This is a genomic window from Brevibacillus sp. HB1.2, from assembly GCF_013332495.1.
Classification (GTDB): domain Bacteria; phylum Bacillota; class Bacilli; order Brevibacillales; family Brevibacillaceae; genus Brevibacillus; species Brevibacillus porteri.
The window spans coordinates 56,324-73,679 of record NZ_JABMIU010000010.1 but is presented as its reverse complement, the minus strand read 5'-3'; the positions used below and the strand labels follow the sequence as shown (position 1 = coordinate 73,679).

Annotated in this window: 21 protein-coding genes; 15 read left to right on the top strand and 6 right to left on the bottom strand. The window is 44.7% G+C overall.

Features of this window, described 5'->3' with window-relative positions:
- Positions 1-52 precede the first annotated feature (52 nt).
- Both HPY28_RS20845 and HPY28_RS20840 read right to left on the bottom strand, forming a co-directional pair.
- Positions 53-583 carry a hypothetical protein gene (locus HPY28_RS20845; RefSeq protein WP_173623195.1) on the bottom strand — a complete coding sequence of 177 codons (531 nt, stop codon included), beginning with the start codon at positions 581-583 and terminating at the stop codon, positions 53-55.
- A 50-nt stretch (positions 584-633) separates the two neighbouring features.
- Complete coding sequence (locus HPY28_RS20840; protein ID WP_174231312.1) at positions 634-1,512, bottom strand: YpjP family protein; 879 nt, start codon at positions 1,510-1,512, stop codon at positions 634-636.
- Between the two features lie 190 nt (positions 1,513-1,702).
- Between HPY28_RS20840 and HPY28_RS20835 the strand changes: the two genes are divergently transcribed.
- The 12 genes from HPY28_RS20835 to HPY28_RS20780 all read left to right on the top strand — a co-directional run bounded on the left by HPY28_RS20835 (position 1,703) and on the right by HPY28_RS20780 (position 12,047).
- Entirely contained in the window at positions 1,703-2,272 is a 570-nt protein-coding gene (locus tag HPY28_RS20835) for an FAD-dependent oxidoreductase (protein WP_007722324.1), read from the top strand.
- 228 nt (positions 2,273-2,500) lie between these two features.
- Entirely contained in the window at positions 2,501-4,270 is a 1,770-nt protein-coding gene (locus HPY28_RS20830; RefSeq protein ID WP_174231311.1) for a BlaR1 family beta-lactam sensor/signal transducer, read from the top strand.
- Between the two features lie 42 nt (positions 4,271-4,312).
- Positions 4,313-4,711 (top strand): penicillinase repressor BlaI, encoded by a 399-nt coding sequence (blaI, locus tag HPY28_RS20825; protein WP_017247434.1) that lies wholly within the window; start codon positions 4,313-4,315, stop codon positions 4,709-4,711.
- A 240-nt stretch (positions 4,712-4,951) separates the two neighbouring features.
- A complete protein-coding gene (gene blaBBI / locus HPY28_RS20820; RefSeq protein ID WP_174231310.1) occupies positions 4,952-5,866 on the top strand; it encodes a BBI family class A beta-lactamase in 915 nt (304 codons plus the stop codon).
- Between the two features lie 27 nt (positions 5,867-5,893).
- Entirely contained in the window at positions 5,894-6,577 is a 684-nt protein-coding gene (locus tag HPY28_RS20815) for an FHA domain-containing protein (protein WP_174231309.1), read from the top strand.
- 42 nt (positions 6,578-6,619) lie between these two features.
- Positions 6,620-7,456, top strand: coding sequence for a subclass B1 metallo-beta-lactamase (bla, locus tag HPY28_RS20810; protein WP_174231308.1), 837 nt, complete (start codon positions 6,620-6,622; stop codon positions 7,454-7,456).
- 116 nt (positions 7,457-7,572) lie between these two features.
- Positions 7,573-8,226, top strand: a complete 654-nt coding sequence (locus HPY28_RS20805) for a hypothetical protein (RefSeq protein WP_174231307.1) — start codon at positions 7,573-7,575, stop codon at positions 8,224-8,226.
- A 111-nt stretch (positions 8,227-8,337) separates the two neighbouring features.
- The gene (locus HPY28_RS20800) at positions 8,338-9,861 is read left to right on the top strand and encodes an MDR family MFS transporter (protein ID WP_174231306.1); all 1,524 of its coding nucleotides are present in this window, start codon (positions 8,338-8,340) and stop codon (positions 9,859-9,861) included.
- 12 nt (positions 9,862-9,873) lie between these two features.
- Entirely contained in the window at positions 9,874-10,401 is a 528-nt protein-coding gene (locus tag HPY28_RS20795) for a PadR family transcriptional regulator (protein WP_017247428.1), read from the top strand.
- Between the two features lie 96 nt (positions 10,402-10,497).
- Positions 10,498-10,788 (top strand): DUF3817 domain-containing protein, encoded by a 291-nt coding sequence (locus HPY28_RS20790; RefSeq protein ID WP_017247427.1) that lies wholly within the window; start codon positions 10,498-10,500, stop codon positions 10,786-10,788.
- Between the two features lie 96 nt (positions 10,789-10,884).
- Positions 10,885-11,082: a hypothetical protein gene (locus HPY28_RS20785; RefSeq protein WP_238144675.1), complete on the top strand. Its 198-nt coding sequence runs from the start codon at positions 10,885-10,887 to the stop codon at positions 11,080-11,082.
- A gap of 38 nt (positions 11,083-11,120) precedes the next feature.
- Entirely contained in the window at positions 11,121-12,047 is a 927-nt protein-coding gene (locus tag HPY28_RS20780) for an ADP-ribosylglycohydrolase family protein (protein ID WP_174231305.1), read from the top strand.
- 66 nt (positions 12,048-12,113) lie between these two features.
- Here the strand turns inward: HPY28_RS20780 and HPY28_RS20775 are convergent, their stop codons facing one another.
- Both HPY28_RS20775 and HPY28_RS20770 read right to left on the bottom strand, forming a co-directional pair.
- A complete protein-coding gene (locus HPY28_RS20775; protein WP_017247424.1) occupies positions 12,114-12,632 on the bottom strand; it encodes a DUF3231 family protein in 519 nt (172 codons plus the stop codon).
- A gap of 122 nt (positions 12,633-12,754) precedes the next feature.
- The gene (locus tag HPY28_RS20770; protein WP_173623187.1) at positions 12,755-13,111 is read right to left on the bottom strand and encodes a DUF2512 family protein; all 357 of its coding nucleotides are present in this window, start codon (positions 13,109-13,111) and stop codon (positions 12,755-12,757) included.
- A 285-nt stretch (positions 13,112-13,396) separates the two neighbouring features.
- Between HPY28_RS20770 and HPY28_RS20765 the strand changes: the two genes are divergently transcribed.
- Positions 13,397-13,915: a DUF2179 domain-containing protein gene (locus tag HPY28_RS20765; protein WP_017247422.1), complete on the top strand. Its 519-nt coding sequence runs from the start codon at positions 13,397-13,399 to the stop codon at positions 13,913-13,915.
- A 78-nt stretch (positions 13,916-13,993) separates the two neighbouring features.
- Here the strand turns inward: HPY28_RS20765 and HPY28_RS20760 are convergent, their stop codons facing one another.
- On the bottom strand, positions 13,994-14,980 hold the full coding sequence (locus tag HPY28_RS20760; protein ID WP_174231304.1) for a hypothetical protein: 987 nt from the start codon (positions 14,978-14,980) through the stop codon (positions 13,994-13,996).
- A complete protein-coding gene (locus HPY28_RS20755; protein WP_173623185.1) occupies positions 14,970-15,548 on the bottom strand; it encodes a sigma-70 family RNA polymerase sigma factor in 579 nt (192 codons plus the stop codon). Before HPY28_RS20755 ends, HPY28_RS20760 begins: the two co-directional genes overlap by 11 nt.
- 187 nt (positions 15,549-15,735) lie before the next feature.
- Between HPY28_RS20755 and HPY28_RS20750 the strand changes: the two genes are divergently transcribed.
- Positions 15,736-16,464: an amino acid ABC transporter ATP-binding protein gene (locus HPY28_RS20750; protein ID WP_017247419.1), complete on the top strand. Its 729-nt coding sequence runs from the start codon at positions 15,736-15,738 to the stop codon at positions 16,462-16,464.
- 33 nt (positions 16,465-16,497) lie between these two features.
- Positions 16,498-17,340 carry a transporter substrate-binding domain-containing protein gene (locus HPY28_RS20745; protein WP_174225370.1) on the top strand — a complete coding sequence of 281 codons (843 nt, stop codon included), beginning with the start codon at positions 16,498-16,500 and terminating at the stop codon, positions 17,338-17,340.
- The last annotated feature ends 16 nt before the right edge of the window (positions 17,341-17,356 follow it).

Below are 17,356 nucleotides of genomic sequence, written 5' to 3'. Positions count from 1 at the left end.
GCTATCTCAACGTTAGTTTGCATGACGTTTGAGATAGCCCTTTCCCTATTTATTAATCTACCTCATATGCAATCAACTTGCGCACCCATTTCTCCATCTCGTCAAGAATATAGTCTGGGGGTGGGGTTTTGCCGTCCTTTTTTGGTAGGACGAGCCATTGTAATGGTTTGGGGACATGGCAGATCTTCCTAAGTAGTTCTCTTCCGTGATTGTCAATAATGATATCACGTAAAAAGATTAGCACTCTATTGTCTATCGCATGGATGAGCTTACCTTCATATTCTATATCAGAGATAGTAACGGAAGGATGCCCATGTCTCTCAATACCGCCTAGTACTTCAACCCATACAAAATCATATGACTGGGAGAGTTCAGCTTCCAGGAGATCGGGATCTTTAACGAGTACCTGTTCTGTGGAAGAAAAGGGACGACTTAAAAAAATATCTGGGTCCATCTCCATATAGTCTAATACGACCTTACAAGATGCAGCTTGTTTGTTTTCATAGGTGTATAAAATCTCTTCAATTTTTTCGATATTTAATTTTTTTCCAATCACGAAGCCTATTTGCAGATCGATTGTCACTCACTCCTTCATGAAGAAGAGAAAATCGTGTTAACACGATTTCCTGTCCATTAATCCTCTCCCCAATGTTCTGGGAATTGATTACTTTTCGTAATTTTAGTTTGGCCATGATGCCACTCGAAATTATCATCCTTTTTATGCCAATGGAAGTCAATGCTTCTACCTTTGTCCACTCTTTTCATATGAAATCTCAATAAGTGTTTATTTGTCCTCTTGTGAATAATATTGAAAACCTTTTCTCCTTGGTTAATGCCATTTAACTCATTTTTATCTTCTGGGCCGTCATAATCAATATCTCCATTATATTGTTCGTGCAACGCATCAACTTCTGCCCATATCTCAGGCTCTATTCTTTCTTCAAATTCGTCATAGGCCATTCTTTTTATTTTCTTCCCCATTTTTTTCTTAACGGCTTCTTTAAGAGCCAGTCTTAGGAGAATAGGTAATATAGTAGCTTGAACTTTATCTTCGCTTTTAATGCTTGAGTTACTTTGCAACAGCAGGACTTCTGTTATTTCGGGCAATACCGAATGATTTTCAGCTATTTGGTCTTTTACATCACGTATTAAACTGTTCAGCTCTTTTTCATCATCGTGATTAGCGGAAAAATACTCCTCCAAATCTCTTTTCACATCATCTTCAAGTGTAGTCTTTTCTAAAAATGCTTCTTGAAGATCCCTATCGGATTTCATACCTTTTAGAACAAGGTCCAGGTTGTCGAAAGTATCGGTAAGTGATTTTTCAAGATCATCTTTGTTTTCAGACATGACTTCACTTGAAAATTCGTATTGAAGCATTTCATTCACGGATGCTTTGGATAATACATCAGTCTCTGCAGCAAAACTAGATGTTAGAACAGTGCTGAATAGCATCATGGAGGCAAGAGAGGTTAAAAACAACTTTTTTCCTTTTTTGATAAAATCGATCATTTTAATCCTCGCATTTCAAATATTTACCAATTAATAAGACAATATAAGCTTATGGTTATATCAATTGTTTTTTTAATAATTTGTTCGAAGCTAAAAATCACTGGATAAACTAGTTAAAAGATCTTGCTACCTTTATAATACTTAGTATATAATTATGTTGTGAAAGTTATTTTGGAAGGGAGAGATTTCTTTGTTTGATATCGTAATTATTGGAGCAGGCCCGGCAGGAGGAAGTGCAGCGTTGTTTGCTGCAAAAGCAGGTAAGAAGACGTTACTGATTGATAATGACAAAAGCATGACCAAGCGCGCGTGGATGGAAAATCACTACGGCATCATGGAAATCTCAGGCCCAGACCTCATTGAGATCGGTAAAAAGCAAGCAGCGAAATTCGGTGCGGAGCTGGTAGCCGACCAAGTAAGCAACATTACCAAAACAGAGCAAGGCTTACTCGTAGAGACAGCGGAAAAAGGCAGCTTCGAGGCTAAGCATGTGATTCTTGCAACGGGAGCGCTCGTGACTTTGGCAGAAGCGATTGGGGTAAAAACCAAAGAAGGTACAGAGCCACGGATTAAAACCGTTGTTGATGTCGATGCACAAGGAAAGACGAACATCGAAGGAATATGGGCAGCAGGTACGTGCGCGGGAGTAAGCGTACATACGATTATTACATCTGGTGATGGCGCCAAGGTTGCAATCAATGTCATCAGCGAACTGAATGGCGAGCGTTACGTCGATCACGATGTTTTGAAAACAAACTAAAGCAGGTTCGAAACACCTTTTTACCATTTGGAAGAAGGTGTTTTCTTTTTTCTTCCAATCGACGATAGCTTGTATCGTGATCTCGTTTTTGACATAATGAAGCTAATTGTGCTAATCGACGTGAAGAATCCTGTCAGGTTGAAGAGCGTTCCTGTTGCTCTGGAAAATTGATACGGATTCTATTTTTATCTAGATTGCCCTATGTAAGAAGGGAGGGAGACAGGTAGCATGTTCGTCAATCATGTGGTGATTAGCTTGTTCGTTTCTTCCTGTACGATCGCACTTATTTTCTTGATTCGAAAAGTATTTCGCTCACAGATGTCGGCTAGATGGCAGTACAATTTGTGGTTTCTCTTGCTGGTCGCTTTGACGCCAGTTTTTATCCCGAATTACTTTTTTGATTTTGGAAATGTTTTTGTTTCAGGGATGAATCAGCGCAATGAAGCTGGCAGCTCGATGCTCGCTGCGAAAGCTCCTGTGTTTGAAAATGCGAATTGGGTACAGGATTTAACGTTGTCCGTAAATCGCTATACACCCGACTCCTTTCCTACGATTCTCGTCGGCATATGGGTAGTCGGCATGATCATTTGTGCTGCTATCACGTTATCAGCCTGGTTAAAAATCCAGCAGATCAAGCGGACAGCATCTGTGATCACCAATCAAGAAATCATCGAGTTGTTTGAACAATGCAAGAAGGATGTAAAAATAACGCGGAATATCGTGTTAGCAGAATCCAAGCACGTCAAATCTCCGATGACGTTTGGCGTTTTTACGACGTATGTTGTTCTTCCCAGTCATTTTGATGAATGGCTGTCGATCAATGAAATGAAGTATATCTTTTTGCATGAGCTCATGCACAAAAAAAACAATGATATCGTCATGAACTACGTGACTGTCGTGTATCAGCTTTTGTATTGGTTCCATCCATTGGTCTGGCTGGCTTTTCGGGAAATGAGAGTAGACCGTGAAATTGCTTGTGATGTAGCTGTATTGAACTTTTTAGACAAGCGAAATTATCCGGAATATGGTCATACCATCATTAAGTTTTTGGATAAAGAAAGTCGAGCCGGAAATGTCGTTTTGGCCAATCAGTTAAACGGTTCCAAGAAAGCAGTGAAAAAGCGCATCGAGAAAATCGCATCCCACAAGGCCGAATCAATGCTGTTACAGTTGAAAAGTACAGTCATTTTTTCCATGATGGTCATCTTGGTTGCCAGTCAGGTTCTTGTTGGTTCCGCTTTAGCTGACGATCGCAGTCGCTATCATTTTCAAGATGATCGAACGATTTACGAGGATTTAGACAACTATTTCCGTGGTTATGAAGGTAGTTTTGTCTTATATGATTGGAAAGCCGACCAGTATCGGATTTACAACAAGGCAGGAAGTACACAACGAATTTCACCGAACTCCACCTACAAGATTTTTCTCACCTTGTTTGGATTGGAGACCGATGTGATTTCGAGGGAAAGCTCCCTGTTAAAATGGGATGGAATCCGTTATCCGTATGAGCAGTGGAATCACGATCAAGATCTATTTACCGCGATGCGATACTCCACGAACTGGTACTTTAAAGAGTTGGATAAGAGCATTTCTCCGGATACATTGCAAGCTTTTCTGGAACAATTGAACTACGGAAATTACAATACATCTGGTGGAATCGGCGAATATTGGATAGAATCTTCCTTGAAGATTTCTCCGGTGGAGCAGGTACAAATATTAAAAGCGTTCTATACGAACCAGTTTGGTTTTCAAGAAAACAATATCCAGACGGTGAAAGATTCCATCCGGTTATCGGAAAAGGCGGGTTCGATTCTTTCCGGGAAAACAGGTACAGGCAGCGTCAATCAAAAAAATGTGAACGGTTGGTTTGTTGGATATGTAGAGAACGAGGAAGGCACCTACTTCTTTGCTACAAATATACAAAGCGAAGATGACGCGAATGGATCTGCAGCAGCAGAAATCACCTTGTCTATTTTGAAAGCGAAAGGTCTTTTCTAGCCTTTGTTGTTTCAGTCATGAATATCGAAAGGGGGAGACTTCATGTCTACATCCATGCCAAGTATTTCAGAAGCGGAATGGCGAGTGATGAATGTGCTATGGGAAAGGTCACCGCTGACGGCCAACGAAATTATTTCCTCCTTGGAAGGTCAAACGGATTGGAACCCAAAAACAGTACGTACTCTTTTGAATCGTTTGGTTCAAAAAAATGCCGTTGGAGTCAATCAAAACCAAAGAGTCTATACGTTTTATCCGTTGTACTCACAAAATGAATGCCAGCACGCCGAGGCACAGTCCTTTCTGGAGCGGATTTACAGCGGAGCTCTAAAATCGATGTTAGTTCAGTTCATCCAGAAGGAATCCTTATCGGACGAGGAGATTCAGGAGCTGCGTTCCATATTGGATGCGAAACAAACATCGACTGATCCTCCTAAAAAATAAAGCACGCCCTTTCAAGCTGACTTGGAGAAACCATTTACGGTTATCCAGTTTTCTTGAAAGGGCGTCTTTTTTATTTTTTAGAAAGAATGGATGTAGCTCTGTTCCTTAGCAAGAAAAAGGAGATTGACACTAGTGGATTACGCGTGTAATATAATCGTGAAATCAGTTGATTACAAACGTAATACGGTATTACGAGAGTAATCTATCGTTGTTATCTTCCTAGAAAGAGGTACGTCATCCATGAAAATTCACCAATCTAAACGGATCGGATTCACAGTGAAAACGATTATTCTCACACTTCTTACGCTCACTGGTTGCTCTTCTCCAGAAGCACCTGTCGTTAAAACGGAAACGCCAGCATCTGCCATGGATCAAAAGTTCGCTGCGCTGGAAAACAAGTTTGATGTGAGACTCGGCGTATATGCGATCGACACCGAAACCGATGTGGTAGTTGCTTATCGCGAAGATGAACGATTCGCTTTTGCCTCTACGTACAAGGCTTTAGCCGCAGCTGCAGTCTTGCATCAGAAACCGTTGGAAGAGCTCGACAAAGTCATCACCTACACGAAGGACGATCTCGTTACTTATTCACCCATCACAGAAAAACACGTAGCGACCGGGATGACTCTTCGTGAAGTTGCAGACGCCGCGGTTCGCTATAGTGACAACACGGCGGGAAATCTGTTGTTCAAAGAATTGGGTGGACCGAAAGGCTTTGAATCAGCCCTTAGACAGATTGGCGATAGTGTAACGACGTCTGAGCGCTATGAGACAGAATTGAATGAGGCTAAACCAGAAGATATTCGCGATACAAGCACACCGAAAGCACTTGCAACGAGCCTGAGAGCCTATACGGTAGGGGATGTGCTGTCGTCGGACAAGCAGACGATTCTTATCGAGTGGCTGAAAGGCAACACAACGGGAGACAAGCTGATTCGGGCGGGCGTCCCTAAAGACTGGAAGGTTGGAGATAAGACGGGAGCCGCAAGCTATGGAACACGAAACGATATCGGTATCATATGGCCACCGAATAAAAAGCCCATTGTCATTGCAGTGCTGTCTAGCAGGGATAAGCAGGACGCCACTTATGATGATGCGCTCATTGCTGAAGCTACCAAGGTTGCTGTTGAAGCACTGACGGCTGTAAAACCGTAATAGATCAACAAGTGAGGTGATCACCAGATGATAGACAACGGTGCATACTTACTCGTAAAAAAAGGGGACCCCAACCTATTTACCGCACGCAAATATCTCACCAAGGATCGCTGTACAATCGGGCGGAGGGGAACTGGTTTTCAACTGGACATTACATTTTCCAGTCCGTACATTTCGAGAATGCATGCAGCCTTTCAAAGGATCGGGAATGATTACAAGATTATCGATCTGGAAAGCAAGCATGGCACAGAGGTAAACGGGACGCCCCTTCATTATTCCTCTCACATTCTGCGCCACGGGGATCAAATAAGCTTGTCAAAAGGGGTAGCAGAGCTCGTCTTTTTACGAGAGGCCAATAGACTGGATGATACAGTGGAGCTCCCTTTCACGCAGTCAAAGAACACGTCGCTTTTGCCAGGATTGGAGTTTCATTTGGAGAGAAGAGAAGTTCGTCTCGATGGGGCTAGACTGCATTTGACAGGAAAAGATATGGATTTGCTGAAGCTTCTCTACCAAAAGGCGAACAGCGCCGTTAGTTTTGAAGAAATCATGCTGACAGTATGGCCAGAGCGAATGCTGCATGAGGGCAATGTCCCGGATGTCGGACGAGTGGAAGTCAATGCGCTCGTCTATCGATTAAGGAAAAAGCTTCGGCGCTACGGGCAGCAAATCACGACGATTCCGCGATATGGATATCGCTTAGATGTTTGAAACAAGGAAAAGCAAAATCCATGCTTGAAAGGTGAGATTCATTTGAAGATTCATAAAGGATGGATAGGGAAAGCTGTATGTAGTATGTTCCTGACAGTCGCCGTTGCTCTGACATCTTTTTCTCATCAAACGATTGCCCAATCTGTAACAGCATCTCCCACTCAGATTACCAATCCAGGGAAAAGCATTGTGTTATCAAAATTAAATGACAAAGTATGGTTACATACAACCTATAATGAATGGAATGGCACAACCTATGACCACAATGGCTTAATCGTTTCTACGTCCAAAGGGATCGTCCTGATTGATACAGCATGGGGGGACACCCAAAAAACGGAAGAGCTATTACAGCTGATTAAGAAGCATTGGAAGAAAGACGTTGTGTTGGCACTGATTACACATGCACATGATGACAGCATTTCAGGTATCCGTGCGTTACTCCATCAAAAAATAGATGTACGCAGTACACGTTTGACGGCAAAATTAGCGAAAGAATATGGATATCCTTCGCCCAATCCGACACTCGATGAAAAGCCCGTAATAAAGGTAGGCGACACGATCTTAGAAGCCTATTATCCTGGGGAAGGGCATTCGAGTGATAACATTACCGTTTGGCTTCCCCAATCCAAAATATTATTTGGTGGATGCTTCGTCAAAGCATTAGATGCCAAGGATCTCGGAAATCTTTCAGATGCCAATGTAGAACAATGGGATGACTCCGTTCAGAAGGTAATCGAAAAATATCCACAGGTCGAAACCGTTGTACCTGGACATGGAAACACGGGAGGCAAAAATTTGCTTGATCACACCATTGAGCTAATCAAACAATATTCCCAGAAGCAAGCAGCTAAAACAAACTCCTTCTCAAGACCAACATGAGAAGGAGTTTATTTATGTAAGGTGTTTTCTTTTTTCTTCCAATCGTCTAAACTTTTGATATAGGCCAGAAGTCATTGCTCTATTACCACAATGATTCAGTCATAGGAGTCCTCATTATGAAAAAAATCGTAGGTATTGCCTTGATGGTCGCTTTACTAGGCTTCAACGCCTATTTGTGGCCGACCCTGATTCACGCGGTAAAAACAGATGGACGAACGGATGCGAAAACAGCATCTGTCTCGCAAAAAGCAGGTACGGCAAAGCCCGCTATGGATTTGGCGAATCAAGGTCCGCGCGCCGCAAACGTTTCTGCCTATCCGGTTGAAAAGCCTGTGGCTGTGTCAGCACCTGTACCAGCGTCAGCGCAGAAACAAAGCGAAGGAAAGCCAAAAACAAAAGCGGTAGCAGCTGCTAAAACGAACACACCGAAGAAGAAAACACAAAAGACGAAAACCGCAACAAAACCAGTCAAAAAACAGACGGCACGTCCTCCGGTACATAAGGTGCCAACGTATCCGGCCTGGGATGATAACGGCCTCTATGTCGTAGACGATGGAGGACCAGGAAGCAATTGGGTGAGGCTGTCGGATGGTTCTTTGCTGCGTAAGAGCGACGGGACACGGACATTTAACCTGCCCTATGATAAGAATCCATTCACTGGAGAGATTAAGCCGACAGTGGAGCCCATGTCAGAAGCGGCGTATAAAATGTGGAAGGGCAATCAAGCCCAGCAGCCATCGCCATTTAGCCCGTCACCGTTCGGGCGATAATGAGTCGCGAAAAATTGCTCCGAGAAAAGGAGCAGTTTTTTTCGATAAGTAGTCAAATTTGAATATAATAATGTATAGTACTTTGATTTGACCACTCAGGAGGGTGAAGCAATGATTGCAAGAGAAAGTAAAGTGAATAGGGTGTTGGCGGGGCTTCTGCTTGGTCTCCTGATGGCTTCCATGGACAATACGATTGTCGCGACGGCGATGGCTACGATTGTCGGTGAGATGGGCGGCATGGATAAGTTTGTTTGGGTGACATCAGCGTACATGGTCGCTACGATGGCGGGGATGCCGATTTTCGGTAAACTCTCCGATATGTATGGGCGAAAACGTTTTTACGTATTTGGTCTCATTGTATTTTTGTTAGGGTCCATTTTATGCGGGACGGCAAACAGCATCGTTGAGTTGAGCATTTATCGGGCGATTCAAGGGATTGGCGGCGGAGCGCTGATGCCTATTGCCTTCACGATTATTTTTGACGTATTCCCGCCGGAGAAGCGTGGAAAGATGACGGGACTTTTCGGAGCTGTATTCGGTACGTCCAGCGTATTTGGACCTTTGCTGGGGGCGTATATTACCGAATATGTCAGCTGGCATTGGATCTTTTACATCAATGTACCGATTGGTGCTGTGTCCCTCTGGTTGATCTCCATGTATTACAAGGAGTCACTGGAATATCGCAAGCAGAGCATTGACTGGTGGGGAGCGATTACGCTGGTCGGAGCTGTAGTGAGTCTGATGTTTGCACTGGAGCTGGGCGGCAATCAATACGCGTGGGATTCGATGCAGATTATTGGATTGTTCTCTTCCTTTTTCTTGTTGTTTGTGATTTTTCTATTTGTCGAGAAGCGGGCGTCTGATCCGATTATTTCGTTCTCCATGTTCAAGAAGCGGTTATTTGCCACGACAAATGCGATTGCACTGTTGTATGGAGCTGCTTTCATTATCGCTACGGTGTACCTGCCGATTTTTATCCAAGGGGTATATGGCGGGTCAGCGACGAATGCCGGATTGCTATTGACACCGATGATGCTCGGTTCGGTTGCTGGAAGCCAGCTAGGCGGATTTTTGACGACGAAGACCAGCTTCCGCAATATTATGCTTCTGTCCGCAGTCTTTTTCATACCAGGTATTTTCCTTTTGAGTACACTGACGCCTGATATTCCTCGTTCAATCGTTACACTTTATATGGTGATTGCAGGGGTTGGTGTGGGCTTTTCTTTCTCCACCTTGGGAATTTCAGCGATTCATGGCTTTGATATGCGTCAAAGAGGATCGGCCAGTTCGACGAACTCTTTTTCCCGTTCATTGGGGATGACATTGGGGATCACGGTGTTTGGTATCTTGCAACGCAACTCGTTTGAAAACGGCATGTTCTCTGCCTTCGGGGGACAAGAGATGACGAATGCCATTACGGATCCGCGAGCGATTTTGACACCAGAAGCGCGCGAATCCATTCCGGGTCCTGTTTTGGATCAAATGATCGATATTCTCGCGTCATCGATTGCGAACACGTTTACGTGGGCGCTCGTTCCTGCTGTTCTTGCTCTCGTGTGCATTTTGCTAATGGGAAATGATCGGGCGCTGGCGAAATCGCCTTCCGAACCGAAACCGAAACTGGAACGCGGGTAGAGGAGAATCGTCATGAGTCTAAAATTGCTTGTTCTGGGATTGCTGATGGAAGGGGAGAAGCATCCCTACGAGGTTCAGCAGCAGGTGAAGGCCAGGGGAATGGATTGTTACATGAAATACGCCAAAGGCTCCCTCTACTATGCCTTCGACCAACTGGAAAAGAGCGGGATGATTGAGATCAAAGAAGTCATTCGTGAGACTAACCGCCCAGATAAGACGATGTATGGGATCACGGAAAAAGGCGAAGAGCAATTTCAACAGCTTCTCTTGGAAGAACTGCAAAAACCGATGCAGCTGACCCATCCGATCTACGCCGCTCTTACTTTTGCTTCGTACGGTGATCCACAGAAAATGGATGAGGCCTTGGAAGTGAACATCCAGGAGGTAAGACGGTTAGCTGGATTATTGGAATCGATCCAGGAGGAAAAAAGAGAGAGGCTTAGCTGGGGAGCACGAACGATTCTGATCGGTGCCATTGAGCATTTGCACGCAGAGATGCGCTGGATGGAACGTATCCGGGAAGAAGCTTGGGGCCGTTGATTTTGAATATATTATGAACATTGGACTATTTTCATCATTATGATAGTTTTTCGTTTATAATAGTGTTAATTTCAATGGCAAGGATGGTACCCGCACATGATGAAATCTGCCCTCGGACGTTTCCGTCTCATCGGCCTGATCGAAGGTATCTCGTATTTGGTACTTCTCGGAATTGCTATGCCGCTTAAGTATTTTTGGGATTATCCAGCCGCAGTAAAAATTGCCGGCTCGCTTCATGGATTGTTTTTTGTCCTGTATATTTTGGCGTTGGCACATGTTACAATGACCAATAAGTGGTCCTTTTTGAAAGTGATCGGGGCATTTATTGCTTCATTACTGCCATTCGGCAACTTTGTTCTGGATGCACGCCTGAAAAAAGAGCAGTAAGTATACAAATTACACATTATGTAAGGCATTAGAAGGCGGGTCATTGTACCCGTCTTTCGTACATATTCAAAAGAGAAAAAAATGGAGGGGATCTGTGTGGAGACCAGAATTTTAGCAGGAATTCTTTTGTGGGACGAAGAGGAACAGTACGTTCTTGAAACCGTGATGGAGGACCGTTTCAAGCTGGTTCTGCCGCAGATTATCACGCTTGCAAGCACAGAAGAAAAGGTAGCGACGGATGAATTGAACGAACAATACTTCGGTCAAAATGTCATTGCCAGATGCTTTGTTTGATATGAACAGATAATTCAGAAAAAAGGGTGTGGATAGGTGTGGAACTGCGTGACCGCTATGCTGGAAGTTTGCTAGGGTTGGCCGTTGGAGATGCACTCGGCACAACTTTAGAATTTCGCAAACCGGGTACCTTCGAGCCGCTTACAGAAATGATCGGGGGAGGACCATTCGATTTAAAGGCGGGGGAATGGACGGATGATACGTCGATGGCCCTGTGCCTGGCTGAGAGCTTGATTACGAAAAATGGCTTCGATCCGGTTGATCAGATGAACCGATACGTAGCTTGGTTTCGAGAGGGTTATATGAGCTGCAAGGATCATTGCTTCGATATCGGGAATATCACCAAAGAAGCACTGTGGCGTTTTGAGCAGACGAAAAATCCATACAGCGGATCGGATCACCCGATGTCGGCAGGGAATGGCTCCATTATGAGGCTAGCACCAGTCGCACTCTATTATGCCAATCAGCCGGAGCTCGCCATCGATTACTGCGCGCAAAGTTCTCGAACTACACACGCAACGGCAAAGGCAGTAGACGGCTGTCGTTTTTTCGGGGCATTGCTCCTGGGGGCTCTACAGGGTATTTCCAAAGAGGAGTTGCTTGCTGATTCGTTCTCTCCTGTAGGCGATCTATGGGAAAAGCAACCGCTTGATCCTGATATCGCCCGTGTCGCGAATGGCTCCTACAAAGAGAAAACTAGAAAAGAGATCAAAGGATCTGGATATGTCGTCGATTCGCTTGAAGCGGCGCTTTGGGCATTTCATTCCAGTCGTTCTTTTGAAGAAGGCCTTTTCCTAGCGGTAAACCTCGGTGATGATGCAGATACGACAGGAGCTGTCTACGGTCAATTGGCAGGTGCTTATTACGGAGTAGAAGGCTTGCCTCAACGGATGCTTGCGCTGTTGGCCAAGCGGGAGTTGATGGAGGAGTTCGCGCGGAAATTGTACGAGCACGCTAACCACTAACCGACAAAATGGAAAATAGGTGAAAAACGATAAGCACTACCAATCAGGCAGTGCTTATCCTCAAGTTTAGGCATGGACAAGTTCTGGCGCTTGCATATGAAGTGGAGGCGGAACCAACCAGCCTTTTTCTTTTAAAATCCGTAGCAATCTGAGACCAAATTGAGCTTTTGCAACATGGTACTGACCAAAGAGCATTCCGATATCTTCTCGAATGGATTGAGCCATTATTTGACTGCAAGTAAGCATGCCGGCTGCAATATCTCTTGAAACACCGGTAGCGATCTCAGGGTCATTAAGACGGGCACCGGCCGGAATGCTTTCCAGATTCGCTACCGGGCGATCGGGTGGTGTAGGAGGCAGTCCAATCCCATTTACTTTGAGCAATTCCTCCAGTTGTTCCACCTCTTGTTTCATGCCTCGCGTAATGTCTTCGAGGAAGCTTTTCAGATCATGATCACCAGTTTGGTTGAGTGCTGTTTGATAAGCAGCAATCAATCCCTTTGTTGTTGCAAGATACATCCATACTCCAAAAACCTCGCCATAATGCATAGGTTCATTTTGCGGATTGCCTGATAAAATCCCCATTAACGTCCTCCCAGTACTCAGTAGAGTTTTGATATCCATTCGGGTTCTCCTAACTTTGTGATGTAACCCAAAGATAAGATTTACAAGGGGGACAGGATATATTCCCAAAGGGAAGAGGAGAATTATTTTCCGGGTTCTTTCTTGATACGATTATGATCGTATATCCCCAGAAAGCGATGGTACACAAGTTCTGCTACACCTAAAAGGGTTACCGTAATGATTAACTCGCCAAAACTGAGTGGCCAATCCAGCCATCTGGCAACTGCCCATAAGTAAATAGCAGCGATCACTGCATCTGCAATCGTAGCCGTAACATTATTGGTAGCTCGTAATATCAATTGATCGCCAATCAGATATGCTATGACGGTCAAACCGAGTGCCGTTAAAATAGCGGATGTCCAGGATGCATTTGCAAACCACCATAAACAAGCGACAACAATAATGCCGTTAACAGCAGTCTTGATTAAAAATCGATTCATTTTTTTACTCTCCTCTACTACAGTCGGAAACAAAGTGATTTTCAGCCAGCTTTCCTATAGGAAAATAAGTGTTCTCCATGCTTACTGTTTTACAAAACAACAAGGTTTATGCGGATGCTGTTTGGCCTAATCAAACACCCTTATCATAGAAAGGATGTTTGAATTTATAGGAAAAAATTCTTTGAAAGCCGAATTTTACCGCTGTTATAAAAATACCTTCAATTATATGATTATCACGATTAAAAAATCATCATAATACCCGGTCTGGGTGGGGGTAGGAGAGCAATGGGCTTGGCGTTTGTTTTGATCATCATCGGGATCAACATTTTGTACGTTTCGTTTTTTACGCTGCGACTACTGATGGTGATCAAGGGCTATCGGGTGTTGGCATCCCTGTTAGCGATGGTGGAAGTATTCGTGTATTTGAAAGGGTTGGAGATTGTTCTGGACAACCTGGACAATCCGATCAATCTCGCAGCCTACTGTATCGGTTGGGGAATGGGTGTATTCATCGGCAGCAAGATCGAGGAGTATTTGGCCTTGGGCTATGTCACGCTGCAAGTCGTTGTGGATTCCGTTGACTTGGAGGTTCCTGTGAAGCTGCGTGAACACGGCTTTGGCGTTACTTCCTGGATAGCAGAGGGACGCGACGGACATCGTCTCATGATGCAAGTGTTGACGAAGCGCAGCAACGAGAAAAAACTGTGGAATCTCATTCATGAGATTGCGCCAAAAGCATTCGTGATCTCTTTTGAGCCGAAACATTTGAAGGGCGGCTTCTGGGTGAACCGCCTACGGGGATAATCCCCTGTGACGAAAACAAAAAATCAGCCAGCCCTCTTTTGCAGATACAAAGCAAGAGAGGGCTGGCTTTTCGTATGGTTACTGCTGGCTTGCTTTAGCAGCCTGGAGCAGCATTTCTTTGGAAACTGTTGGCGAATCGGTAGCTACACGATACATAATCGGTTGCTCTCCATCTTGATCCAACCAAGACAGCTCTTGATACTGACCGGATTCACTAAACAAGAACTGATCGTTTTTTGTGTAATGCGCTTTTTTTCCGCTAACAGTTACTGCGTCGTATTTCGTTGTTTCTGGCGTGCTCAATTGTACATCTAGCTGTTCCTTCGGGAATTTCTCAACCGTGACAAAGATGCGTTCTTTTTGCTTGTTCTCATACAGGCTCGTATACGCTTCGATAGGTGAAGTCGCTTGTGGAACGACTTTCCATACGACACTTTTACCTGTTTCCTTGCTTTCTTCTTGAAGTTCATGCAGCCACTGCTGTCCTTCTTGACCCATCATGACACCGTAGGGGGTGCCTTGTTTGCCCTCAAGGAATGAAAAGCTGTCAGGAAGCTGGTATGGCAAGGCATGTGAGAGAGAGGCTTCTTCACTGAGGACGGCAGTCCATGCTTTCCAATCTTTCACGATATCTGGCTTTTCTATGCCGATCGTGGGGTTTTGTTGAAAGAGAGGGTGCTTCTCTTTTTCCAGCGCTGCGAAATAGACGAGGGCGGTTTCGCCTGTTGCCAGTTTGTTCTCTACGTTTGCCAATCCCAGCCGTATTTCTTTAGGGGTTATTTGCGTCAATGTAAAATCCTTGTGAGCTTGAACTTCCATACGGACAGAGCCTTCATCAACTTTGTACAACAAGCTGTGTGTCGCATAACCAAAACCAGTGAGCAGGGCGAACGCTGCTGCAACATGTACCAGCTTTGGACGAAAGCGCATCCCTTTGTGCAAACGCCACTTGCCAGCCAACTCCATTTTGGCTACTCGTTCGATTTTGCTGTCCAATGCAGGATCAATGTGTAGCTTCCCTGCTGCGTATTCATACTCATTTCTCACCTTTTTTTCAATGAACATGAAAAGATGCCTCCTCACGATTGATTCGATGCTCAAAATGCTCTCTCAATTTTTTCATCGCCAAGTGGTGTCTCGATTTTACCGTTCCGAGCGGGATTTGTAGAATCGCTGCAATTTCCTCCAAGGAACAGTTTTGATAGTAACGCAGTACGACGATTTCCTTGAGCTTGAAGGATAATTTCTCTACGGCGGGAATGACCTCCAGCTCATCACTGATTGCCCCCAGCTTATCCTCCATACCTGCGACAGGTGCTTCGTAGCCTTTTTCCTTAACCCGCTCCAACAGGCGGAATCTTCGCCAAATGCTTCGATTCCAGTTGCGAACCTGCCGCACAATCAATCCGTTGAACCATGGGATAAAGGGTTGCTCCACATCGTACCTGTCGATGCTTCGAATCAACTCCACGTACACTTCACTCATCATGTCGTCTACATCTTGTTTGTGCGGCGCCAGAAAATAGATCAGGTTGTAGGCGTACGTGCGAGTTGCTCGATAGACTTCTTGAAAAGCTTCTTCCTCTCCTCGGCGCATCCGGATGAGCCAAGGCTTTACGTTTTCCTCTTTCATAGGCCGGCCTCCATTCAGGTGTTACATGATATATTGGCTCCCATTCAACTGGTAGGTTCACTTAATTTTTTTATTGCTCGTTATTAGAAAATTTTAAACAAAAAAACTTTTCTTTGTCTTTTTCAGTAGTTTTGAGTAGTTCGACATTAGTATACAAAATAAGACATAGAGCAAGGGGGATTTAAGGTTGATTAGTTTTCATCAAGTAAATAAACATTACGGAAGCTTTCACGTCCTCAAGAACATCAACCTGCACATCAACCAGGGAGAAGTCGTCGTGGTCATTGGCCCGTCAGGATCGGGTAAAAGCACGATGGTTCGTTGCATCAACAGATTGGAAACGGTTACAAGCGGAGAACTGGTGGTAGACGGGGTGAAAGTGAACGATAAAAACACCGATATCAACAAGCTGCGTCGGGACATCGGTATGGTGTTCCAGCACTTCAATCTATACCCGCACAAGACCGTACTGCAAAACATTACGCTGGCACCAACCAAGGTTCTGGGCGTATCGCAGAAAGAAGCCGAAGAAACGGCTCTCTACTATTTGGAAAAGGTAGGGATTCCGGAAAAGGCGGAAATGTTCCCAACGCAACTATCTGGCGGTCAACAGCAACGCGTGGCGATCGCACGCGGACTGGCTTTGCGACCAAAAATCATGTTGTTTGACGAACCGACCTCTGCGCTTGATCCCGAGACGATCGGCGAAGTGCTCGACGTCATGAAGAAGCTGGCAAAGGAAGGCATGACGATGGTGGTCGTGACGCATGAAATGGGCTTTGCCCGCGAGGTGGCAGATCGCATCGTGTTTATGGATCAGGGCACGATTCTCGAAGATTCTACACCAGAAGAGTTTTTCGCAAGTCCGCGTGAAGAGCGTGCGCGTTTGTTCTTGAGTCGGATTTTGAATCACTAAATATATAAAACGATAGAGAAAAGGGGTATTCAGATGAAAGCAAACAAGCTGTGGAAAAAAGTAGCAGGTATGGGTCTCGTTCTGATGTTGAGCGCAACTGCGTTGGCAGGCTGTGGTGGAGGTAGTAAAACAGAAGGCGGCGCACAAGGCACACCAGCCGCAGGAACATTGGCAAAAATCAAAGAAAGAGACAAATTAGTAGTCGGAGTTAAGTACGACCTGAACCTGTTTGGCTTGAAAGACCCGGCAACCGGAAATGTAGAAGGCTTCGATATCGATATTGCAAAAGCAATTGCGAAGAAAGTACTCGGGGACGAAAACAAAATCGAGTTGAAGGAAGTAACCTCCAAAACGCGTATCCCGATGCTGAAAAACGGAGAAATTGACGCGATCATCGCAACGATGACCATTACAGAAGACCGTAAAAAAGAAGTAGACTTCTCTGACGTGTACTTCCTGGCAGGTCAATCTTTCTTGGTGAAAAAGGACAGCTCCATCAACGGTCTGAAAGACATGCAAAAAGGCATGAAAATCGTGACCGCGAAAGGCTCTACTTCTGCGAAAAACATCAGAGCGAGTGCTCCTGATGTAGAAGTACTTGAATTTGAAAACTACGCGGAAGCCTTCACAGCACTCAAAGCTGGTCAAGGTGACGCGCTGACAACTGATAACGCTCTCCTGTACGGCATGGCGAAGCAAGATCCAAACTACCGTGTAACAGAAGAGACCTTCACGGAAGAGCCATACGGTATTGCAATCAGCAAAGGTGACGCTGAATTCGTGAAAACCGTGAACGATTTGCTAAAAGAAATGAAAGAAAACGGCGAATACGACAAGATTTATGAAAAATGGATCGGAACAAAACCTAAAAAATAATGCGGTTCGACTCCAT